Origin of the sequence: Sinorhizobium arboris LMG 14919, from assembly GCF_000427465.1 — a bacterium.
GTDB lineage: Bacteria > Pseudomonadota > Alphaproteobacteria > Rhizobiales > Rhizobiaceae > Sinorhizobium > Sinorhizobium arboris.
In genome coordinates this window covers 571,689-593,030 of record NZ_ATYB01000008.1, presented here as the reverse complement: position 1 = coordinate 593,030, position 21,342 = coordinate 571,689, and the positions used below count along the sequence as shown (strand labels likewise).

General features: G+C 63.6%; 19 protein-coding genes. 7 read left to right on the top strand and 12 right to left on the bottom strand.

The genetic code is table 11. The annotated features are described in order from the left end of the window. Window positions 1-29 precede the first annotated feature (29 nt). Window positions 30-1,502 (bottom strand): M81 family metallopeptidase, encoded by a 1,473-nt coding sequence (locus tag SINAR_RS0103420; protein WP_033057090.1) that lies wholly within the window; start codon window positions 1,500-1,502, stop codon window positions 30-32. A 17-nt stretch (window positions 1,503-1,519) separates the two neighbouring features. Next, a complete protein-coding gene (locus SINAR_RS0103415; RefSeq protein WP_027997752.1) occupies window positions 1,520-2,017 on the bottom strand; it encodes a hypothetical protein in 498 nt (165 codons plus the stop codon). A gap of 116 nt (window positions 2,018-2,133) precedes the next feature. Between SINAR_RS0103415 and SINAR_RS0103410 the strand changes: the two genes are divergently transcribed. The 6 genes from SINAR_RS0103410 to SINAR_RS0103385 all read left to right on the top strand — a co-directional run bounded on the left by SINAR_RS0103410 (window position 2,134) and on the right by SINAR_RS0103385 (window position 8,877). Continuing rightward, window positions 2,134-2,523: a RidA family protein gene (locus SINAR_RS0103410; protein ID WP_027997751.1), complete on the top strand. Its 390-nt coding sequence runs from the start codon at window positions 2,134-2,136 to the stop codon at window positions 2,521-2,523. A 21-nt stretch (window positions 2,524-2,544) separates the two neighbouring features. Continuing rightward, a complete protein-coding gene (locus tag SINAR_RS0103405) occupies window positions 2,545-3,408 on the top strand; it encodes a MurR/RpiR family transcriptional regulator (protein WP_027997750.1) in 864 nt (287 codons plus the stop codon). A 19-nt stretch (window positions 3,409-3,427) separates the two neighbouring features. Further along, the gene (locus SINAR_RS0103400) at window positions 3,428-4,204 is read left to right on the top strand and encodes an SDR family oxidoreductase (protein ID WP_027997749.1); all 777 of its coding nucleotides are present in this window, start codon (window positions 3,428-3,430) and stop codon (window positions 4,202-4,204) included. A gap of 24 nt (window positions 4,205-4,228) precedes the next feature. Further along, window positions 4,229-6,148, top strand: coding sequence for a beta-N-acetylhexosaminidase (locus tag SINAR_RS0103395; protein WP_027997748.1), 1,920 nt, complete (start codon window positions 4,229-4,231; stop codon window positions 6,146-6,148). Between the two features lie 8 nt (window positions 6,149-6,156). Continuing rightward, the gene (locus SINAR_RS0103390) at window positions 6,157-7,590 is read left to right on the top strand and encodes a M81 family metallopeptidase (protein WP_027997747.1); all 1,434 of its coding nucleotides are present in this window, start codon (window positions 6,157-6,159) and stop codon (window positions 7,588-7,590) included. 72 nt (window positions 7,591-7,662) lie between these two features. After that, window positions 7,663-8,877 (top strand): MFS transporter, encoded by a 1,215-nt coding sequence (locus SINAR_RS0103385; RefSeq protein WP_027997746.1) that lies wholly within the window; start codon window positions 7,663-7,665, stop codon window positions 8,875-8,877. A 122-nt stretch (window positions 8,878-8,999) separates the two neighbouring features. Here SINAR_RS0103385 and hutU read toward each other — a convergent pair whose 3' ends face one another. From hutU to SINAR_RS0103360, 5 genes are all read right to left on the bottom strand, one after another. Next, on the bottom strand, window positions 9,000-10,673 hold the full coding sequence (gene hutU / locus SINAR_RS0103380) for a urocanate hydratase (RefSeq protein ID WP_027997745.1): 1,674 nt from the start codon (window positions 10,671-10,673) through the stop codon (window positions 9,000-9,002). Window positions 10,674-10,675: 2 nt separating this feature from the next. After that, window positions 10,676-11,491, bottom strand: coding sequence for an N-formylglutamate deformylase (hutG, locus tag SINAR_RS0103375; RefSeq protein ID WP_027997744.1), 816 nt, complete (start codon window positions 11,489-11,491; stop codon window positions 10,676-10,678). A 1-nt stretch (window position 11,492) separates the two neighbouring features. Beyond that, window positions 11,493-13,028, bottom strand: a complete 1,536-nt coding sequence (gene hutH, locus SINAR_RS0103370; protein WP_027997743.1) for a histidine ammonia-lyase — start codon at window positions 13,026-13,028, stop codon at window positions 11,493-11,495. Further along, window positions 13,025-14,272, bottom strand: coding sequence for an imidazolonepropionase (hutI, locus tag SINAR_RS0103365; RefSeq protein ID WP_027997742.1), 1,248 nt, complete (start codon window positions 14,270-14,272; stop codon window positions 13,025-13,027). The genes hutH and hutI overlap by 4 nt, the downstream gene beginning before the upstream one ends. Before the next feature lie 216 nt (window positions 14,273-14,488). Continuing rightward, window positions 14,489-15,673: an MFS transporter gene (locus SINAR_RS0103360; protein WP_027997741.1), complete on the bottom strand. Its 1,185-nt coding sequence runs from the start codon at window positions 15,671-15,673 to the stop codon at window positions 14,489-14,491. Window positions 15,674-15,762: 89 nt separating this feature from the next. Between SINAR_RS0103360 and SINAR_RS0103355 the strand changes: the two genes are divergently transcribed. After that, the gene (locus tag SINAR_RS0103355) at window positions 15,763-16,134 is read left to right on the top strand and encodes an ArsR/SmtB family transcription factor (protein ID WP_027997740.1); all 372 of its coding nucleotides are present in this window, start codon (window positions 15,763-15,765) and stop codon (window positions 16,132-16,134) included. A 26-nt stretch (window positions 16,135-16,160) separates the two neighbouring features. Here the strand turns inward: SINAR_RS0103355 and phnN are convergent, their stop codons facing one another. The 5 genes from phnN to phnE (SINAR_RS0103330) all read right to left on the bottom strand — a co-directional run bounded on the left by phnN (window position 16,161) and on the right by phnE (SINAR_RS0103330) (window position 21,215). After that, on the bottom strand, window positions 16,161-16,748 hold the full coding sequence (phnN, locus tag SINAR_RS0103350) for a phosphonate metabolism protein/1,5-bisphosphokinase (PRPP-forming) PhnN (protein ID WP_027997739.1): 588 nt from the start codon (window positions 16,746-16,748) through the stop codon (window positions 16,161-16,163). Then, window positions 16,745-17,884: an alpha-D-ribose 1-methylphosphonate 5-triphosphate diphosphatase gene (locus tag SINAR_RS0103345; protein WP_027997738.1), complete on the bottom strand. Its 1,140-nt coding sequence runs from the start codon at window positions 17,882-17,884 to the stop codon at window positions 16,745-16,747. The genes phnN and SINAR_RS0103345 overlap by 4 nt, the downstream gene beginning before the upstream one ends. Window position 17,885: 1 nt before the next feature. Further along, window positions 17,886-18,593, bottom strand: coding sequence for a DUF1045 domain-containing protein (locus SINAR_RS0103340; RefSeq protein WP_027997737.1), 708 nt, complete (start codon window positions 18,591-18,593; stop codon window positions 17,886-17,888). 129 nt (window positions 18,594-18,722) lie between these two features. Then, a complete protein-coding gene (gene phnE, locus SINAR_RS0103335; RefSeq protein ID WP_027997736.1) occupies window positions 18,723-20,243 on the bottom strand; it encodes a phosphonate ABC transporter, permease protein PhnE in 1,521 nt (506 codons plus the stop codon). 9 nt (window positions 20,244-20,252) lie between these two features. Next, window positions 20,253-21,215, bottom strand: coding sequence for a phosphonate ABC transporter, permease protein PhnE (gene phnE, locus SINAR_RS0103330; RefSeq protein WP_027997735.1), 963 nt, complete (start codon window positions 21,213-21,215; stop codon window positions 20,253-20,255). Between the last annotated feature and the right edge of the window lie 127 nt (window positions 21,216-21,342).

Sequence of the window (21,342 nt, the reverse complement as noted above, 5' to 3'; positions counted from 1 at the left end):
TGAGCAACGCATTTACGGCCGGAAAGCCGCTATGCACTACGTTCCAGCCCGTGCGGGTCAGCCGTCATCGGCCAGATGTCGCGCCTGGCGCGCCGATAGGGAGTCCTCGCCGGGTCGTTGGGATAGGGCGTCCCGGCCGAGCAATAGAGGATTTCGGACGCGATCCTGGAGAAGGAGGCGAAAAAGTGGTTCGTGGATTTGATCACGAGAATCTTCTTCGACGTCGGGTCGATGCCCATTACGGAAAACAGGCTCGGGTCGAAGCTCTGCGCGCGGGTCGTGTTCAGGATGATGTCGATGCCGCGAAAGCGGATATGGGCGGCGTCGCCGAACGGGGCGAAACTCTCGCCGAAGCGCATTTCGGCGTTGCGCACGAGCCTGACGACCTTGACGATGCCGTCGATCGGGCTGCCTGTGCCGGGCGCGGATTTTGCTCCGAAGCGCAACGGGATCTCGGCGCCTTCGCCGGCCGCCATGCAGATACGCACGGCCATCGGATCCCAGATCGTGCCGATTGCCGTGTCGGTCGCGTTCCTCGCAATGAGTTCCTCCAGCACGACCGTTGCATCGCCCGCCGTGCCGCCGCCCGGATTATCCCACATGTCGGCAATCACCACGGGCCCCGCCGGAGCGGCCAGCGCCTGTGCCACCGCCTGGCGTTCGTCGATCTCCGGCATGCGATAGGTGCCGCGCCGGGAGAAGAGCTCCAGACCCAGTTCACGGGCGAGAGCCTCGCCTTTCTCCGCCTTGCCGTTGGTCACGACCAGCATCTTGGTGCCCATTTCCGCCACGTCGCCGGCCATGAAGCCATGCACGACGGACAATGACAGCACATCGGCATCGTCCCGCTCGATCTGCATCAGCTTGTCGACGAAGCTGCGCATGGGTTCGCGCGACGTGGGGAAGACGTCTATCATCCGGCAGTCGAAAATGGACATCACCGGCGTTATGCGGCCCTCGAGCGTATCGATCGCGATCCGCCAGAGGTCTTCGGCGCGCTCGACGAAGTCGGTGTGCGGGAACTCCTTGAAGAAGACGAAGAAGTCCGCGGCCGCCACTCTCCTTGCTGTGAGATGGCTATGCGGGTCGAGTTCGGCGCAGACGAGCACGTCCGGACCGACGATTTCGCGTACGCGCTGAAGCAGGTCGCCCTCGGTATCCTCATGACCGTCGGCGACCATCGCACCATGCAGACCGAGAACGACGGCATCGACGGGCATGGCGTCACGCAATTGGCCGAGGATCTCGTCACGCAGCTCCTCATAGGTCTGGCGATTGACGAGACCGGCAGGATCCGCCCAGGCGGCTGTTCCTTCGATGAGTTCCCAGCCTTTTTGCGCGGTCACGCGGCGGCCGATGGTGATCGGCGCAGTGCAGAGCGTCGGCGTTTCCGGGTGCTTTCCGGGCGGAGCGTAAAGCGATGCCTCGAATGCGCGCCTGTCGATGCAGATGGGAGAAAAAGTGTTCGTCTCCGTCGCGAGCGCCGCCGTGAAGATGCGCAATGGCTTCGCTTTGTCCGTCAACTCAGTTCGGCCCCCATCGGATTGGGGAGATAGCCGGTGAAGCCGCAGATTTTCCAGCGGCCCCGGTGTAGACGGCAATAGTAAACCGTCTGCCACTTCATCACGTCGAAGGTGCCGTCCGCTTTCTTCAGCCCGCCGTCGAACTTCTTGCGCGCGAGGGCAAGTTCTCCCTCGACCTCGATGTCTTCCAGGGTCGTGGTGGTGAAGATCGCCTGCCGCGGATCCTCGGCAAAGGACTGCCCGGCGAAATCCCGCGCCTGGCGCAGCCATTCATCGCGATAGACGGCGAGCGAGGGAAAGGTGAGCCGCCATTTGTCCGGGTTCGTCTCCCGCCGTCCGTCAATGCCGATGAAGCTCTCCTCGACGAAATCGTCGGCTACCATCGACCAATCGGCGGCCAGGAAAGCGTCGATATCGCGGGTGACCAACATCTCCCATATGAAGTGGCGCGCCGTGTCGCTATCGGGAAACGGATTCTGGAAAGGATTCCGCATGTATCTTCGCCTGCATTGAAATTCTTTTCATAAACGACGATTTTCTCTGGTCAAATTCCGCATTCTGTGGTCCCTTGTCAATGGATAAAGAAAATAATTTGCAGAGCGGGTCTTTCATGTCGATCAGACGCTATGGTGCCGAACAGGTTGGCGCAGGCGGAAAAGCGTTGCCTTTCGCACGTGCCGTGGAGGCGGACGGCTGGCTTCACGTCTCCGGTCAGGTCGCAATGGAAGACGGCGAGATCATCGACGGAAATATCGTCGCGCAGACGCACAGGGCGATCGGCAATCTTCTGGCCATCTTGAAAGAGGCCGGTTACGGTGTCGAGCATGTGGTGAGAGTTGGCGTCTGGCTGGACGACCCGCGGGATTTCTGGAGCTTCAACAGGATTTATCACGAATATTTCGGAGCTCATCCGCCGGCGCGCGCCTGTGTGCAGTCGTCCATGATGGTCGACTGCAAGGTGGAAATCGATTGCGTCGCGTACAAGCCGAAGGACGCCTGAGCAGGGAGAGGGCGCCGTTCGATGGATATTTTCGCGACACTGCAGGAGGAGAAGGGGCGGCTTTCCCAGTCGGAAAACCGCATCGCCGACATCCTGCTCAATGATTTCGAGTTCGCGGTGAACGCTTCGATCATCGAACTTGCGGGTAAAGCCGACGTTTCGCCGCCGACGGTCACGCGCTTCTGCCGGCGGCTCGGCTGCGAGAGCTTTTCCGATTTCAAGGTGCAACTGGCCCGCACGCCCTATATCGGGATGCGCTACCTGAAGCCGGAGCCGAAAAGCCAGGAGCCCGGCGATGTGGCGCAGGATATCATCAGTAAGGCGCAGAATGCGCTCTTCCTGCTGCACCGTTCTCTCGATCTTGCCGCGATCGAGCAGGCAGCCGACCGGCTGGCGCAGGCGGAAATGATCTATGCCTTCGGTTCGGGCGGCAATTCCTCGATGATCGCCGGGGAGTTCCAGAACCGTCTCTTCCGCCTGGGCATGCGCATCACTGCGAGTTCCGATCACAGCATGCAGATGATGATGGCGGCGGCCGCACGGCCTGCCGACGTCATCGTCGGCTCGTCCTTTTCCGGACGCAACGCGGAGATGGTGCGCGCTTTCACGCTTGCGCGGGAGGCCCAGGTGCCGACGATCGCGCTTACCCAGAGCGGCAGCCCGGTCGCACAGGCAGCCGATATCACCGTGCCGGTGGACCTGCCGGAAGGAAACAACATCTATCGTCCGACCTCCACCCGTATCGCCTATATCGCACTGCTCGATATCGTCGCGAGCCTCGTCGCCTACCGCGTCCAGCCGCAGGCGACGGTGACGCTCAGACGCATCAAGCAGCAGCTCGTGGTGCACAGGGATGGCGACGACCGACAGCTTCTCGGAGACTGACGTGGCAGAAGGAACGCCCATGCCGAAATCCGTTGCGATCGTCACAGGAGCCGCCGGTGATATCGGCCGCTCTATCGCCGCGCGCCTGGGCGACTGTCACGACACCGTTCTCGTGGCCGACATCGACAGTGAGGCGGCGGAGAGGACGGCGCGTGATCTCGGCGGAACGGAGCGCTTCCTGGCCGTTTCCTGCGATGTGACGGACGCCGCAAGCGTGGCCGCAATGGCGGAGGCTGCCGCGTCCGTCGGCAGCGTGCGTACCCTCGTGAACAATGCGGGGGCTGCCCGCGCCGTCAGCCTGCACGACACCACGCAGGATATCTGGCGCATGGACAATGCACTCAACCTCGAAGCGGCCTTTCTCTGTTTCCGGGCTGTCGAGGAAATGCTGAAAGAGAGCCGGGGCTCGGTCGTCAACATCGCCTCGGTGAACGGCATGAATGTTTTCGGCCATCCGGCCTATAGCGCCGCCAAGGCGGGCCTTCTGCATCTGACGCGACTGATCGCCGTCGAATACGGCAAGTTCGGCATCCGCGCGAATGCGGTGGCGCCGGCCACGGTGCGCACGCAGGCCTGGGAGGCACGCGCAGCCGCCAATCCGCAGGTCTTCGAGGAGGCAAAGCGCTGGTATCCCTTGCAGCGTATCGTCGACCCGAAGGACGTCGCCGAAGCGGTGCATTTCCTTGCCAGCCCCGCCGCCGGAGCCATCTCCGGTATCTGCCTGCCCGTCGACTGCGGGCTGACCGCAGGACAGGCGGACGTCGCGCGGACCTTCTCGCAATCGATCCATTACTGACGAATCCACCTTGGGAGGATGTTCATGCTGCCGGTTCTCTATCGCCTCGAGTCTGCCTGGCAACCGGATGGCGGCCCGTTCGGGCGCTTCACCTTCAGCCTCTTCAATCTGTCGGGCGGGCCGCTCAGCGGCTTCCGGCTGGTCTACACGTCGCTCACTCGAGTTGTTGACGGGGCCGCTTGCGAAAACGCGGTTTTCCTGCGCCGCAACGCCAATTTTCATGAATTCGCGCCACCCGAAGGACTGACGCTCGCCCACGGCGAGCACTGGACCTTCACCGTCAGCGGCCTGCACCGCGAGGCGAAGCATTGCACGGATGGAGCGAAATCGGCCTATCTGACGCTGTCGGATGGCCGCCATGCTCCCGTGGCGGTTTCCTCTCTCCGCCTCGAAGGCGCCGCGAGCGAGCTGCCGCCGGTGCGTCTTCCCGAAGGCTGGCTCGAGCTTCCCTTCGCGCTGCAGCCCTGGCCTGCGGAAATCGACGCGGCGCCCGGAGACACGGTCCCGGACGTGCTCTATCCCGCAGCGGACAGCAATGCGGACGAGATCGATGCCGTCTCCACCGTTCTCGCGCTCTTCCATCGGCTGTTTTCTGCCGGTCACGCTCCCTTCAGTCTTGCGCCATCCCCGCAAGGTCTGCCGATCGTCTTCACGAAAAAAGCGGAGCTCGAAGGCGAAGCCTACACGCTTGCTTTTTCCGACCGGGAGATCCGGCTTGAGTACGGAGCGGCGGCCGGCAGGCAATATGCCCTGACGACGCTCGCGCAGTTGATCGACGGAGCGCGAAACCACGAAGGCGAATTCAGGTTTCCCGCCGCCGGCGCAATAGCGGACCGGCCACGCTATGGCTGGCGCGGGTGTCATCTCGATGTCTCGCGGCAATTCTACCCGACCGCCGACCTCATGCGGCTCATCGATATTCTCGCCTGGTTCAAGCTCAACATTTTCCACTGGCACCTGACCGACGACGAAGCCTGGCGGCTGGAAATCAAGGCCTATCCGACGCTGACGACGCTCGGCGTCATGCGCGGTCCGGACGAGCCTATGCTGCCTCAACTCGGCAACGGCGCCGAACCGGTCGGCGGCTTCTACAGCCATGCGGACGTGAAGGCGATCGTCGCGCATGCCGCGGCGCTCAGCATCGAAGTCGTCCCGGAGATCGACATACCCGGTCACAGCACTGCCGCGCTCGTGGCGCTTCCCGAACTCTCCGATGGGCAGGAGGCGCCGGAAAGCTACCATTCGGTCCAAGGCTATCCGAACAATGCCCTCAACCCGGCCATCCCGCACACCTATGAGTTCCTTGAGAAGGTGTTCGACGAAATGGTCGAGCTCTTTCCGAGCCGCTATATCCATGTCGGCGGCGACGAGGTGGCCGACGGCTCATGGCTCGCGTCACCGCTGGCGCGAAAACTCATGGAGCAGGAAGGGATTTCCGGCACCTTCGCGCTGCAGTCCTATTTCCTCAAGAAGGTGAAACAGATGCTGACGGCGCGCGGGCGCAAACTTGTCGGCTGGAACGAGGTCGCGCATGGCGGCGGCGTCGGAACCGAGGGCACGCTGCTGATGGCCTGGGAGAACCCGAAAGTCGGCATCGAACTTGCGCGCGAAGGCTACGACGTCGTGATGACCCCGGGCCAGGCCTACTATCTCGACATGGCCCAGGCGGATGCCTGGCAGGAGCCCGGCGCGAGCTGGGCCGGCACGGCGACGCCGGCGCACACCTATGCCTATGAGGCGGAAGGAGAGTTCCCGGAAGAGCTGAAGAGCCGGATGAAGGGCGTCCAGGCCTGCATCTGGTCTGAGCATTTCCTGTCGCGCGCATATTTCAACCGCCTCGTCTTTCCCCGGCTGCCGGCAATCGCCGAGGCGGCCTGGACCCCGAAGGACAAGAAGGACTGGCTGCGCTTTGCCGCGATCGCGCCATTGAGCCCCATTCTGTGAGTTGAGCCATGCGGATCGCCGTCGGTGGAATCCATACGGAATGCAGCACCTATTCGCCCGTACTGATGACGCTCGAAGATTTCCGGATTCTGAGGGGCGAGGACCTCTTGCGGTCGGATTATTTCGACTTCCTGAGCGCCGAAGGAATAGACCACGTGCCGCTCCTGCATGCGCGGGCCGTACCCGGCGGCCCCGTCTCGCGCCCGGCCTATGACGCCTTCAAAGCCGAATTCCTGGAGCGGCTGAAGGCGGCCCTGCCTGTCGATGGGCTCTACCTTGCCATGCACGGCGCGGTCAAGGTCGACGGGATGGACGACGCCGAGGGCGACTGGATCACCGCCGCCCGCGCCGTCATCGGCCCCGATTGCCCGCTTGCCGTCAGCTACGATCTCCATGGCAATGTCAGTCAGCGGATCATCGATCAAATCGATATCTTCGCGGCCTACCGGACGGCGCCGCATATCGATACGCGCGAAACCATGGTGCGGGCCTGGTCGATGCTGGTAGAGGCGCTTCGTTCCGGGAAGCGGCCCGGCGTCGCCTGGGCACCTGTGCCGCTTCTCCTCCCCGGGGAACGCACCTCGACGGAGGACGAGCCGGCGTCGAGCCTTTATCGTGCTCTGCCTGAATTCGACAGGCGGCCCGGCATCCTCGACGCCAATCTGATGGTGGGCTACGTCTGGGCCGACGAGCCGAGAGCGACCGCCTGCGCCGTCGTCACCGGCTCGGACAAGGCCGACGCTTCGAAGGCGGCTGAGGAAATTGCTGCAAACTATTGGCAGCAGAGGAAAAATTTTCATTTCGGAGCGGTAACCGGATCGCTTGCCGACATGCTCGACATCGCTGAGCGGGCAACGACGGCGCCCGTAGTCCTCGCAGATTCCGGCGATAACCCCACAGGTGGCGGCGTCGGCGACCGGGCGGATGTGATGATCGCGCTGCTCGAGCGCGGCTGGCGCGATGCGTTGATCGCCGGCATTGCCGATCGGCCGGCCGTCGATGCCTGTTTCGCGGCCGGCGCGGGCGGGAAGCTGACGTTGCGGATCGGCGGCAGTCTCGACGCGTCGAGCCCGTCCGCAGAGGTCGAGGCCGAGGTGGTGCATCTGGATGATCCGGGACCGGTTGCCGAGCGACAGGCGGTGGTTCAGGTCGGGAGCATAGTGGTCGTATTGTCGGCGCGACGCCGCCCCTATCACAACATCGAGGACTTTGTCCGCCTCGGTCTCGACCCGGGGACCGTGCGGCTGCTCGTCGTCAAGTCCGGTTATCTCTCGCCGGAGCTTGCGCCGATCGCCAATCCGAACCTGATGGCGCTGACGAACGGCGTCGTCAATCAGGATATCGAGAAGCTGGAAAGCCTGCGCCGGCAGCGGCCGATCTTCCCCTTCGACCGCGATTTCGAGTTTCACCCCAGCGCCAGCCTGTCAGCTCGCTGGACCTGAAACAGTAAACCCGCCCCGGGTCTCCGGCGGGTTTCATCGAGACGTTCCCCCTTCCGCGGACTTTGCCCCCTCATGTTTTCCCCGCTGTTGATCGCCATGCGCAATCCGGTCATCCGGACAAGCATGATCGCCATCATTCTGTTCGGCTTTTCGGGGGCAGCGACGTCGCCCTACCAGTCGGTCGTCGGCATCACCGAACTGGGGTTGAGCGACGGGTTCTATTCGGCGCTGATCTTTGCAGCGGCACTGGTCAATGTTGCGGTCAGCGTGACGATCGGCATCGTCGCCGACCGCGTCGGCAATTATCGGGCGCTGATGCTGGCGGTCATTCTCTGCGGGGTTGTAGGCTACGGGGCGGTTTATCTGCTGCCGACGAAGGGGAGCTTCGTGCTTGCGGCCCTCATGCTGCTGCCCGTTCACGGCGCACTCAATCCGCTGCTCTTCGCCTATGTCCGCACGGCTGCGAAAGATATGGGGGGCAGGCATACGGCTGCCGTCAATTCCGGCATTCGTGCGGCCATATCGCTTTCCTGGGTAGTGGTTCCCGGACTGGTCGGATTGGTGCTGTCCGCCCGCGGCAGCATGCTGCCGGCCTATCTGCTGGCGAGCCTCGGCTGTCTCGCCAACTTCGTGCTCGTCTTGCGGCTGCTGCCGGAAAAGGCGGGCGTGGACGGTGCTTTGGGCAAACGCCTCTCGTTTCTCGCGTCCTTCGGCGAGATATTGTCGCTGCGCGTTCTGGCGCGGCTTCTCGCCATCGCCCTCATTTCGTCGATGCTGCACGTCACTGCGGCGGTCCTGCCGCTGATCGTCACCGGTGCGGCCGGCGGCAAGGTAAGCGATATCGGCATCATCGTCGGTATCGTCGCTTTGCTGGAGGTGGTGTTTATCGTGGTGTGGGGACGTATCCAGTACCGGCTCAGTCATATCGATGCGCTCGCGCTCGGCACGGCGATCTATGTCGTCAACATGGCCCTGCTCGGGCTTTCGACCGAGCGCTGGCACATTTATGCGCTGACGCTCATCAGCGCTTTCGGCGCAGCGGCACTGATCAGCATTCCGATCACCTATCTGCAGGAGCTGATCGCAGACCGGCCGGGACTGGGCAGTTCGCTCATCTCGGTGAACGTCTTCCTGGGCGCGGGATTCGGCGCCGCTCTTTTCGCGCTCGGAACGCGCATCGGAGATTATTCGGGAACGGCGCTGCTAAGCTCCCTTGCAGGCGCCGCCGGGCTCATGCTGCTGCTTTTCCTCGACGGCGATTGCCGAGGAAAAGAGTCTGCGTCCTGAAGATGACAGGCGGCAGTACCTCCCGGGCCTCCCCCTCAGCCATCATTCCTGTGACAAGCACAGGGACGATGGCGGAGGGTGAGGTGCGGACTGTGTTCACTGAAACAGCGTAACGACTAAGATCACTTGCCCAATATGCCCGGCAGGCGAAGGCCCTTCTCACGAGCGCAGTCGAGCGCAATGTCATAGCCCGCGTCGGCGTGGCGCATGACGCCCGTTGCCGGGTCGTTCCACAGGACCCGCTCGATGCGGCGCGCCGCATCGTCCGTACCGTCGCAGCAGATCACCATGCCGGAATGCTGCGAGAAGCCCATGCCGACGCCACCGCCATGATGCAGCGACACCCAGGTTGCACCGGAGGCGGTGTTGAGAAGCGCGTTCAGGAGCGGCCAGTCGGAGACGGCGTCGGACCCGTCCTTCATCGCCTCGGTTTCGCGGTTCGGGGAGGCGACCGAGCCGGAGTCGAGATGGTCGCGGCCGATGACGATGGGGGCCTTCAGTTCGCCGCTGCGCACCATTTCGTTGAAGGCGAGGCCGAGACGGTGACGATCGCCGAGGCCGACCCAGCAGATGCGTGCGGGCAGGCCCTGAAAGGCGATGCGCTCGCGCGCCATGTCGAGCCAGTTATGCAGGTGCTTGTTGTCCGGCAGCAGCTCCTTCACCTTTCGGTCGGTCTTGTAGATGTCTTCCGGATCGCCGGAGAGCGCCGCCCAGCGGAAAGGGCCGACACCCCTGCAGAACAGCGGACGTATATAGGCCGGCACGAAGCCGGGGAAATCGAAGGCGCGCTCGAGGCCTTCGTCCTTGGCCACCTGGCGGATATTGTTGCCGTAGTCGAGGGTCGGGACGCCGGAATCCCAGAAGGCGAGCATCGCCTCGACATGGTCGCGCATCGAGGCGCGGGCGGCTCTCTCGACCGCCTTCGGGTCGCTCTCGCGCCTGGCCTTCCATTCGGCCATCGACCAGCCCTTCGGCAGATAGCCGTTGATCGGATCGTGCGCCGAGGTCTGGTCCGTAACCATATCGGGGCGGATACCGCGGCGGACCATTTCCGGCAGGATTTCGGCGGCATTGCCGAGCAGGCCGACCGACTTCGCTTCGCCGGCCTTCGTCCAGCGCTCGATCATCTCCATGGCTTCTTCGAGCGTCTCCGCCTTCTCGTCGAGATAGCGGGTGCGCAGGCGGAAATCGATCGAGTCCGGATTGCATTCGACGGCGAGGCAGCAGGCGCCGGCCATGACGGCGGCGAGCGGCTGGGCACCACCCATGCCGCCGAGGCCGCCCGTCAGGATCCACTTGCCCTTGAGGTCTCCGCCATAGTGCTGGCGACCAGCTTCCACGAAGGTCTCATAAGTGCCCTGGACGATGCCCTGCGTGCCGATGTAGATCCACGAACCGGCGGTCATCTGGCCGTACATGGCGAGACCCTTCTTATCCAGCTCGTTGAAATGATCCCAGTTCGCCCAGTGCGGCACGAGATTGGAGTTGGCGATCAGCACGCGCGGAGCATCCTTGTGCGTGCGGAAGACGCCGACCGGCTTGCCGGACTGGACGAGCAGGGTCTCGTCTTCGTTGAGGTCGTTCAGTGCCGCGACGATGCGGTCGAAATCGGCCCAGGTGCGGGCTGCCCGGCCAATGCCGCCATAGACGACGAGCTCGTGCGGATTTTCGGCGACATCAGGGTCGAGATTGTTCATCAGCATGCGGAGCGGCGCTTCCGTCAGCCAGCTCTTGGCGCTGATCTCGGTGCCGCGCGGGCTGCGCACTTCGCGAATATTGTGGCGCGGGTTGTTCACGTTCATGCCTCGCTCCCTGTCCTTTTGAGCTCTTTAGCGATTGTTTCGATGCATTCGAGAATGGCTTTCAGCGGACGCCGAAGCCTTTCGACTTTTTCCCTGTCCAAAGCGAAGGGCGGTGCTTCCGTCGCCAGATGCGTCGATTGCGCCAGTTCCATCTGGATCGCGTGAACGCCCTGTTCCGGGCGGCCATAGTGACGCGTCGTCCAGCCGCCCTTGAAGCGGCCATTGAGAATATGGCTGTAACCGTCTGCCCCGGCTGCAATTTGTGCGGTTGCCCGTTCGATCTCAGGAGCGCAGGTCTTTCCCGTATCGGTGCCGATATTGAAGTCCGGCAGGGTGCCTTCGAAGAGGAAGGGAATATGCGAGCGGATGGAATGGCAATCGTAAAGCACCGCCACGCCATGGATCGCCTTGACACGGGCGATCTCTGCGGCGAGCGCCGCGTGATAGGGCGCGTGAAAATCGCGCAGGCGCTCCGCTACGTCGGCGTCCGTCGGGCCGTCGCCTTCTTTCCAGATAGACTGGCCGTCGAAGTCGGTTTCGGGCACGAGCCCCGTTGTGTTCTGGCCGGGGTAGAGGCTGACGCCTGCCGGGTCGCGATTGGCATCTATGACGTAGCGGTGAAAGGTCGCGCGAACCGTCGTCGCGTCCGGCAGGAGACCTCCGTAGAGATCGTGGATTTGCCAGTCGGTGTCGGCGAGGATACGGCCATTGTCGTTGAGCCGTTCCCAAATCGAGGCAGGCACATCGGTACCCGTATGCGGAAAGCCGAGGAGGACGGGCGAGCTGCCCTGCCGGATTTCGAAGACGGCCATGTCAGTTCTCCAGTTTCGGAAGAATGCCGGCGGAGACGGCGACGGCCAGCCGGCCCGACGCGACGAGTTCGCCCGCGGCCTTGAGGTCGTCGGCCATGTAGCGGTCTTCCTCGATACTGGAGGAGACGCTGCGCACGGCTGCGGCAGCCTTTTGAAGTTCCGGGCTGGTGGTGAGCGGAGCGCGGCACTCGATGCCCTGCACCGCGGCAAGCGCCTCGATGCCGATGATCGAAAAAAGGTTCTCCGTCATCTGGAGCAGCCGGCGCGCACCATGGCAGGCCATGGACACATGGTCTTCCTGGTTTGCCGAGGTCGGCGTCGAGTCGACGGAGGCCGGATGGGAGAGCTGCTTGTTTTCCGACATCAGCGCCGCCGAAGTGACCTCGGCGATCATCAGTCCGGAGTTGAGGCCCGGCTTCTTGGCCAGAAAGGCCGGCAGGCCGTAACTGAGCGCGGGATCGACCAGAAGGGCGATGCGGCGCTGGGAAATGGCGCCGATCTCGCACACCGCGAGCGCGATCTGGTCGGCGGCAAATGCGACCGGTTCGGCATGGAAGTTGCCCCCGGAGACGACGGAACTGTCCGAAAGCACCAGCGGATTGTCGGTGACCGCATTGGCTTCGATCGTCAACGTGGCTGCGACGGAGCGCAGGAGATCGAGGCAGGCGCCATCGACCTGCGGCTGGCAGCGGATGCAATAGGGATCCTGCACGCGCTCGTCGCCCTCGATATGGCTCTGACGAATGGGAGAGCCTTCAAGAAGCCGGCGAAGCGCTGCGGCCGTGTCGATCTGGCCGCGATGACCGCGCAGGGTATGGATATCCGGGTGGAACGGCGCGGACGAACCCATGGCCGCATCGGTCGAAAGGGCGCCGGTGATGAGGGCAGCCTGCGCGGCGCGGTGGGCGCGGAAGAGCCCGGCAAGGGCAAGCGCGGTCGAGACCTGCGTGCCGTTGATGAGCGCCAGGCCCTCCTTGGCCGCCAGCGTGATCGGCGACAGTCCGGCCGCTATCAGGGCGGCATCGCCTTTCATGCGTTCGCCGCGGAAGAAGGCTTCGCCATGGCCCATCATTACCGCGGCCATGTGGGCAAGCGGAGCCAGGTCGCCGGAAGCGCCAACCGAACCTTTTTCGGGAATGAGCGGGATCACGCCCTTGTCCAGCATCGCTTCGATCAGCCGGACGAGCTCCAGCCGAACGCCGGAGGCGCCGCGGCCGAGCGAGATCAGCTTGAGCGCCATCATCAGCCGCACGATACTTTCCGTGAGAGGCTGGCCCACGCCGCAGCAATGCGAGAGGATCAGATTGCGCTGCAACGTCGCCACGTCGGCGCTGTCGATCTTGATCGAAGCCAGTTTGCCGAAGCCGGTGTTGATGCCGTAGACCGGCGCATTGCCCGCCCCGATCTCGGCGATCCGCGCTGCAGCTTTGGCAATGCCGGGATCGAAGGCGGGATCGAGGCGCGCCGGCGCGCCGGTCCAGTAGATCGTTTCGAGGTCACTGAGAGGAACGAAGCCGGGCCTGAGAATGACGGTCATCGGGGAATCCTTTTACCCTTGAAAATCCGCTCGCAGAGCGGATTGAAGCCGATGCGGTAGATCAATTCCGCTGGCTGATCGATGTTCCAGATGGCAAGGTCGGCGGACTTGCCGGCTTCGATCGTACCGGTCTCGCGCAGGATTCCGAGCGCTCGGGCGGCCTCGCGGGTGACGCCCGCCAGGCATTCCTCCACCGTCAGCCGGAAGAGCGTAGCGGACATGTTCAAAGTCAGGAGCAGTGAGGTCAGCGGCGAAGTCCCGGGGTTGCAATCGGTGGCGACCGCGATTCGCGTTCCGGCCGCGCGGAGCGCTTCGACGGGCGGAAGCTGCTTTTCCCGGAGGGTGTAGAAAGCACCGGGCAGGAGGACGGCGACCGTGCCGGCCTTGGCCATGGAGGCTGCGCCCGCAGCGTCGAGATATTCGAGATGATCGGCGGAAAGCGCGCCGTAGGAGGCAGCGAGCTTCGCGCCGCCGAGGTCGGAGAGCTGTTCGGCGTGGAGCTTTACCGGCAGGCCCAGCGATCTTGCCTTGTCGAACACCAGGGTAATTTCCGCAGGCGAGAAGGCGATGCCTTCGCAGAACCCGTCGACCGCATCGACGAGCCCCTCCGCGTGGGCGGCAGCAAGCCCAGGCAGAACGACCTCGGCGATGTAGTCGCCGTTTCGGCCCCGATACTCCGGCGGCGTCGCGTGGGCCGCGAGATAGCTGGTGACGATGCGGACCGGACGCAGGCTCTCGAGCCGGCGTGCGGCCCGAAGCATCTTGATCTCGGTCTCGACGTTGAGACCATAGCCCGACTTGATCTCGACGGTGGACACGCCTTCCGCGAGCAGGGTGTCGAGTCGTGGAAGTGCCGCCTCAACGAGTTCGTCGACGGAAAGGGCGTTGGTTGCCTTGACGGTCGAAGCGATGCCGCCTCCGGCACGGGCGATCTCCTCATAGGTCGCGCCTTCGAGGCGGAGCTGGAACTCCCGGGCCCGGTCGCCGCCATGAACGATATGGGTGTGGCAGTCGATCGGCGCCGGGGTGATCCAACGGCCTTCGCAATCGAAGATCTGGTCGGCGCGAGCAAGCTCAGAAGGCAGATCGTCTTCGGGTCCGGCATAGACGATCCGCTCTCCGCGCGCGGCGATGGCGCCGTTTTCCACGACGCCGAGCGGCCCCAGGTCCTCGCGAAGCGTGGCAAGGCGTGCATCACGCCAGAGGCTGGTTCCGACAGAGCTCGGGTTTTCGTTTCCGTCCATAAGGTTCCGTCCTTCTTTGCCGTTAATGTATATACATAACACTGGAGATGACAAGGGGAAATATGATCCGTGAAGTAGCGCGGTGTGACCCGCCGGCCAGAAACACAGCAAAAAGCCCCGGACTCCCATCCGGGGCTTTTCGGGTGACCGTGTCGGGATCCCCTTGGCGATGATGCGGCAGTATGAAGTTGCCCCGCCGCGCCTGCGTATGTGGAACTATTCCGCCGGCGCGGTGGCCAAGCGCCGCCGATGGGAGCGCAATCCTGCATAAAGAACGGCCAGCGAAGCCACTGGAAATAACGCCGCGAAGAAGCCGAGATCCGCTGCGGCCGTATTCTCCAGTATGCGTCCGCCGATTGCCGTGCCGGCTGCGATGCCGAGATAGATCGCCGAGGCGTTGAGCGACAGGGTCAGATGCGCAACCTCCGGCGCAAAGCCGACTATGCGGCTCGCCTGGGCCGGCGGGAAGGCCCAGCCTACAATGCCCCATGGCACCATGATGCCGATCAACAGCAAGCCCGCGAAGTCGCGCGTGAGGAGGTGCAGGCCGAAGGCGATCGTCAGAGAGACCGCGAGCGCGGAAATCAGCGAAGCTGTCACCACGCGGGTGGCGCCGAGCCGGTCGGCCAGATAGCCGCTGGAGAGATTGCCGATCACCGCGCCGACCCCGAAGGCGAGGAGCAGACCGGGCAGCGCCAGATGCGACAGCCCGGCCCCATCGATCGCCAGCGGTGCGAGATAGGAGATGATCATGAAGCCGCCGGTGAGGTAGAGAAACGTCACCATGAGCGACGAGGCCACGCCCGGACGACCAATGGCGCCGAAGCGCTCGGACATCGTCAGCTTCGTTCCGTTGAGGCCCCGCGGCAGGCGAAGCCAGAGCATGGCAGCGCAGGTGAGCCCAACCAGCGCGACTGTCCCGAACGTGCCGCGCCAGCCCCAGAAGGCGGCGATCAGCGCGCCGAGCGGCGCGCCAAGCGCCACGGCGAATGTGGTGCCGCCCACCACGATGGAGATCGCCAGTGCGCGGTGTTCCGGTCCTGCCAGCGAAACCGCCGTCGCTTGCGCTGTGGCAGCAAAGAGGCCGCTTGCCATTCCCATCACGATCTGGGCGAGCAGCAGCGTGGTGAAGGAGACGCTCATCGCCGCGATGCCGTTGCCGACGACGAAGACGAGCATTGCAGCCACCAGCAGTCGACGCCGGTCCGCCGCGCCGGCCAGTGCCGAAAGCAGCGGCGCGCCGATGGCATAGGAAAGCGAGAACAGGGTGATCAGATGCCCCGCATGGGGAATGGTCGTGTGCGTATCGGCGGCGATAGACGGAAGAAGGCTCGAAAAGACGAAGCCGACCGTGCTCATTGTGAAAGAGCCAACGGCGAGCCAGATGATGCGCTTGTCCATGGGGAGATCCCCTTAGTTCAAAGGATATTGAACTATTGAACTTCGTTGCTCGTCGTGTCAATATCCCGAAATCAGCAATCGTTGATTCAATGACCCTACCGCATCCCATCGCCGATCAGATCATCTTGTCCAATGTCCTCGCGGCGCTCGGCGATCCGACGCGCCTGGCGATCGTGGGCTATCTGGCCCGCCGAGAGGGTAGGCCGACCATGTGCCTGAACTTCACGGATTTCGGCTCCAAGACGAATATCAGCTATCATCTTGCCAAGCTGCGCGAGGCGGGCATCACGCGTACCGAGGTCTCCGGTACCAGCCGGTTGATCACGCTGCGGCGGGACGATCTCGACATCCGCTTTCCCGGGCTCCTCGACTCCATTATCGCCGCCGCGGCGGACCTGCCCATGGTCAAGAAGATCGAGGAAGCAGAGGAGGAGGCCTTGGCACAGGGCGGGCCGGGATAAAAGTTTCCCAACCGCTCGGCCTTTCTTCAGGCAGGGTGATGACTTCTGGCTGAGTGCCGTTCGACCAGCGCAACGAATTGCCGGCCGGCCACATCCAGCCTGCCGCTGTTGTCGATGACCGTTACGTCGGGATCGGCGATGACGTCGGGTGCCTGCCGGGTCAGGCGGCGCAGCACGTCTTCCTCGCTCTCCCGGCCGCGTTCCGCCAGCCGTTTTGCCAGCACCGGCGGCTCGGCGGTGATCACGGCAACGGCGATCGCACCGAACGCCTGGCGAATGGCGGGGAGGGCGGCACGGCTGCCGTTTACGATCGCGGTCATGCCTGTTGCGATCTTTTCGGCGATGTCGGCCGGGATGCCGTAGCTCAACCCATGCGCCTGCCAGGAAACGGCGAAAGCGCCGCTCCGGTTCATCTCCTCGAATTCGGCGGCGGACACGCTTTCGTGCACCTCGCCTCCCGCATCCGATGGCCGCGTGATCGCCCGCCGGACGAAGAGAATGTCGGGGCGCTGCGCGAAATGTCGGGCGGCAAAGCCCATGACGCTGTCTTTCCCGGCGCCGCTCGGACCGACGACGACGATGAGCGTTCCGGATCCTCGCTCGGCGGCGGTCATGCGACACGCCGTCCTTCGCGCCAGACGGAGCGGACGACCGGTATGCCCTCCGGCCGGCGAACGCGCGCGATGTCGGCGCGGAGCCCGACGGCGATCCGGCCGCGATCTTCGAGCCCAACTGTGCGGGCGGGCGTCGCCGTCACCATCGCAATGGCCTCGGGAAGCCCGATCGATTCGACCTCGTCTGCCAGTATGAAAGGCGCATGGATCAGGCTGAAGGGAACGTAATCGGAAGAAAGCACGTCGAGGACGCCGCGCTTCGCGAGATCGCGCGCGGCGATATTGCCGGAATGCGACTTGCCGCGCACGATATTGGGCGCACCCATCAATACGCTGAGACCCGCGCGGTGCGAGGCTTCCGCCGCCTCGAAGCTTGTCGGGAACTCCGCGAGGCGAATGCCGTAGCCGATCGATTCTTCGACATGCTCGACCGTCGCATCGTCGTGGCTGGCGACCGTGATGCCGCGCTCGGCGCAGGCTTTTGCGAGGGCGTTTCGATGCGGTGTCGCATAGCGCGCCGAGAGCGCCTGCTGACGCTCGATGAATGCGGCGAAGGCGTCGTCGGTAAGGCCGCGCTTGGTTTTGTAATAGAGCGTGTACTGGTCCATCGTCTGGAATTGGCGCTGCCCGGGCGCGTGGTCCATCAGTGAAACCAGACGGACCTGCGGGTCGTTCCGGAAGTCCTCATAGTGCTCCAGCACGTCGGCGGTCGACACTTCGCAGCGCAGATGGATCAGGTGATCGGCCCGCAAACGGCCCTCTTGCTTGGCTTGGGCGAGCGCATCGGCCATGCTTCGCATCTCGCCTTTCGGAAAGCCGCTGTCCTCGTCCGAACCCAGGCGCAGACAATCGAAAACGGTGGTGATGCCGGAGGTTACGACCTGGGCGTCATGGGCCTGGATGGCCGCGATTTTCAGCCAGCGAACCCCGGGGCGCGGAGAATAATGCGCCTCGAGATGGTCGGTGTGCAGCTCGACCAGCCCGGGCAGCAGGTAGTCGCCCTCGAAATCCTCGCCCGTGGCACTCGCCCCTTCGGAGATGTCGGCGATCCTGTCGTCGCGGATCAGCACCGAACCGTCGAGGATCCGGTCTTCCAGAACGATGCGGGCGTTGGTCAAAACCTGTTCTTTGGGCATGTCATGCTATCTTTCGTTCGGATGCGCCGCCGAGCGGCAGCAGGGAATGGACGGTGAAGGGGGCGCCGCGGCGTTCTTCGGCGAAAAGCGCGATCGTCGAGACGGCAAGCGGCTTGCCGATGAATTCGGCGAACACCGTCTCGAGCGCCTGTCTCATGGGGCGCTGCATTTCTTCCGGCACCGGCCCCGTCAACGTCAGATGGAACTGGAACTCCTCGAAGACGTATGGGTAGCCCCATGCCGCCAGGTACTCGCGCTGACGCTGCGTAAGCCTCTCCGGATTGCGGCGGGCGAGATCGGCTTCCGAGAGCGGCGCCCGGAATGGCTCGAAGCGGCGAACCGCCTGGTCCGCGAGGCGCTGCAGGGGCGGGCAAGGCTCAGCCGAGACGAGCGCGAAGAAGGGGCCGATCTGATGCAAGGCGATCTTCGGCACTTCGAACGGCTCGATCTCCGCCGCGAACTCGTCGAAAGCCGCGATCAAGTCGGACTCACTGCGGCCGGAGGTGAGCCCGAACGGTGCCTTCAGTGTCCCGTGAAAGCCGTAACGCCGGGGCTCGGTCGTCAAAGCCATCTGCTCCTCGCGTCCTACTGCCGGATTTTCCGGGCAGTCAAGGGCGCCGCCGGTGAACGCGTCGCGTCCCAGCCAACGGGAAGCGGTCTGCGACAGCCGGTCATCGGACGGCGGCGCGAAGTAGATTGCGTAGCGCACGGGTTCACACTCTCTTCATCAGTCGCCTCAAGGCATTTTGCCCGAGTCGATAATTCGCGGGATGAAATGCGCAGCTAGCCCATTTGCATGACAACATCATGATGAAATCGGCAGGCTGCACAATTCGGATCAGTGTGCCTTCCGCCCCATCAGGCGTGAGCGGCACACGTTGGAGATGCCGTCGAAAACGAAGACAACCATCAAAATCAGCAGTACCATATAGGCGACGTTTTCCCAATCCGAATTGGTACGCATCGCCTCCCAAAGCTTGAGTCCGATCCCGCCGGCGCCGACGGCGCCGATAATGGTCGCCGAGCGCGTGTTCGACTCCCAGAAATAGAGCGCCTGGCTGGCAAAGACCGGCAGGACCTGCGGCAGCACGCCGAAGCGCTGCACGGCGACCGGCGCGGCGCCGACCGATTTGACGCCCTCACGCTGCTTGTCGTCAATGTTCTCGAGGGCCTCGGAGTAGAGCTTGCCGAGCGTGCCGGTGTCGGTGAAGAAGATCGCCGAAATGCCCGCGAGCGGCCCCGGCCCGAAGGCGCGCGTGAAGAACAGCGCCCAGATGAACATGTCGACCGACCGCAGGAAGTCGAAGAAACGCTTCACCAGCTGGTTGGTGACCCGGCTCGGCGTGATGTTGCGTGCCGCGAGGAAGCAAAGCGGGAAGGCGATGAAGGAGGCAAAAAGCGTTCCGACGAAAGCCATGACGATCGTCTGCAGGAGTTTAGTCCACACGTCCAGATGCTGCCATTCCGCGTTGTAGAGGATGTTGTTCCAGGCAAGCGAGAGGTTGGAGCGCGCCGGATCGATTCGTTCTCCGGAGACGATCAGGGAGGCGACTTCGCTATAGGACTTCCCGAAAAAGGGCGAGTTGGTGTCGAACAGGAAATTCACCCAGCCGAAGAAGCGGTTGCGGATGGAAACCTCATCGCCCTCCACTTCGGCCCAGCCGGTAGCGCCGAAGGACAGCGTCACCTTCTCGCCCGGCCGCTTCTGGATCGCCCAGGAGGGAAGGGATCCCTCCGGCGTTACCCTGTCCGCGCCGTCGACCTGAAGCACGAGCGTCTCGCCGGCATGCGTGACGGTGACGCGCTTTTCGGCGACGTCGATACGCGTCGAGCTATCGAACTTCACCAGGGCATGCGTGACGACTTCTTCGGTGCGGGTCGTGGCGAGATCTTCCTGCGGCGTCGAATTCGTGTCACCGCCGCGCGCCGCGTTCGGCGCCATGAAGCTGAATGAGGAGGCGGTCTTTGGCTTCTGGACCTGCGCCGCGGCCGCCGGCACGGCGACGGTGCGCGTGACCGTTTGCTTTTCGAGCGCGACCCATTCGGGGTTCGGATCGTCTCCAAGCGGCGAGTTGCGCCCGAAGGACACGCTCATCGACCCATCGGGCTCGATGGCGATCTCAGGACGCACTTCGTAGGATACCCAGTCGGCGAGATAGGTGCCGGCAATCCCCCAATTGGCATTGGCGAGCACGTGCCCGATCGAGAAGAACCACCAGCTGAACACCATGTAAAGAACGACGCCGGCGGCTATCAGTGCCGTGCGGCGCCGCTTGGCGGCCGACGTCTGCAGGAGATGCGGGTGGCGCGCTGCAATGGCTTGCATTTCGCGCGCATCGAGGTTGGTCGAGGCAATCATGATGCGGTCCTACTGCGCGAGCTGGAACGCCTGGTCGCCGACGAGACGGCGGCGAAGCCAGGCGGAGAACTGATCGACGGCGAAGATCGTGGCGAAGAGCAGGAGGACAATCGCGAGCGTCTTTGCTTCATGGCCCTGGCCGATCGACAGGCGCAGGAGTTCGCCGATGCCGCCCCCGCCGACGGCGCCGATGATCGTGGAGGCGCGCACGTTGATTTCGAGTCGGAGCAGAAAATAGCTGGTGAAGTTGGGCAGCACCTGGGGGACCATGCCGAACCAGACCCGCTCGATCCAGTTGGCGCCGACGGCACGCAGGCCTTCCTCCGGCTTCATGTCGGCATTCTCGACCACCTCGAAGAACAGCTTGCCGAGCGCGCCGATCGTGTGGATCGAGACCGCAGCGATGGCGGGAATGGGCCCGAGCGAAAGGATTGCCAGGAAAAATCCTGCGATGACGACTTCCGGAAACGCGCGCAGGATTTCCATCAGCCGGCGGACGATGCCCCTGATCCAGGGATTGGGCATGAGATTCTTCGCGGCGAGGAAGCACAGGATGAAGCCGAAGAAGACGCCGATAACAGTCGAAAAGATGGCGATGTTCACGGTCTCCAGCATCTTGTGAACATATTCCGGGATGTAGAGGCTTTCGGTCACATAGAGGCGCCCATCCGGGTAATTATATTTGAAGCTGCCGTCGTCATAGGGCGAAGGCAGATCGAAAAGGGCGCGAACGATCTCTATCGGATCGCGCGGCATGAGATGGCCGACGAAATCGAAGAAGTGCGGCAGCCGGTCGAAGAACTTGCCCGCGTTCGACTCGTTCGCGAACCAGAGCGAACTGAAAAGCGTCAGCCCAAGAAATGCGAGACCGAGCCAGGTGTAGAGACGCCGTCGATCGTTGAGCTCCTGCCAGTGGCGCTCGATAAGGGCGCCTTTCTCGCTGAGGTGCCGTGTTGTCACGGAAGTGGCCATTGGGTTTCCGGCAGGGGCCGGCCTCTAGAGCGCTTCCGGGGAAGAGGAAGTGCGTCGGTTCAAAAAGTCGGATCGTTTCATCGAGACGATCCGGAGCGGGCGGCTGCAAGTGCCCGATAGGCGAATG

Bases quoted from the DNA above. Each gene is read 5' to 3' on its own strand.
- SINAR_RS0103405 (WP_027997750.1), top strand. From the start codon at position 2,545: ATGGATATTTTCGCGACACTGCAGGAGGAGAAGGGGCGGCTTTCCCAG.
- phnE (WP_027997736.1), bottom strand. From the start codon at position 20,243: ATGATTGCCTCGACCAACCTCGATGCGCGCGAAATGCAAGCCATTGCA.
- hutH (WP_027997743.1), bottom strand. From the start codon at position 13,028: ATGACCGTCATTCTCAGGCCCGGCTTCGTTCCTCTCAGTGACCTCGAA.
- SINAR_RS0103360 (WP_027997741.1), bottom strand. From the start codon at position 15,673: ATGGACAAGCGCATCATCTGGCTCGCCGTTGGCTCTTTCACAATGAGC.
- SINAR_RS0103390 (WP_027997747.1), top strand. From the start codon at position 6,157: ATGCGGATCGCCGTCGGTGGAATCCATACGGAATGCAGCACCTATTCG.
- SINAR_RS0103415 (WP_027997752.1), bottom strand. From the start codon at position 2,017: ATGCGGAATCCTTTCCAGAATCCGTTTCCCGATAGCGACACGGCGCGC.
- SINAR_RS0103345 (WP_027997738.1), bottom strand. From the start codon at position 17,884: ATGCCCAAAGAACAGGTTTTGACCAACGCCCGCATCGTTCTGGAAGAC.
- SINAR_RS0103410 (WP_027997751.1), top strand. From the start codon at position 2,134: ATGTCGATCAGACGCTATGGTGCCGAACAGGTTGGCGCAGGCGGAAAA.
- SINAR_RS0103395 (WP_027997748.1), top strand. From the start codon at position 4,229: ATGCTGCCGGTTCTCTATCGCCTCGAGTCTGCCTGGCAACCGGATGGC.
- SINAR_RS0103400 (WP_027997749.1), top strand. From the start codon at position 3,428: ATGCCGAAATCCGTTGCGATCGTCACAGGAGCCGCCGGTGATATCGGC.
- phnN (WP_027997739.1), bottom strand. From the start codon at position 16,748: ATGACCGCCGCCGAGCGAGGATCCGGAACGCTCATCGTCGTCGTCGGT.
- SINAR_RS0103385 (WP_027997746.1), top strand. From the start codon at position 7,663: ATGTTTTCCCCGCTGTTGATCGCCATGCGCAATCCGGTCATCCGGACA.
- hutI (WP_027997742.1), bottom strand. From the start codon at position 14,272: ATGGACGGAAACGAAAACCCGAGCTCTGTCGGAACCAGCCTCTGGCGT.
- phnE (WP_027997735.1), bottom strand. From the start codon at position 21,215: ATGGCCACTTCCGTGACAACACGGCACCTCAGCGAGAAAGGCGCCCTT.
- hutG (WP_027997744.1), bottom strand. From the start codon at position 11,491: ATGGCCGTCTTCGAAATCCGGCAGGGCAGCTCGCCCGTCCTCCTCGGC.
- SINAR_RS0103355 (WP_027997740.1), top strand. From the start codon at position 15,763: ATGACCCTACCGCATCCCATCGCCGATCAGATCATCTTGTCCAATGTC.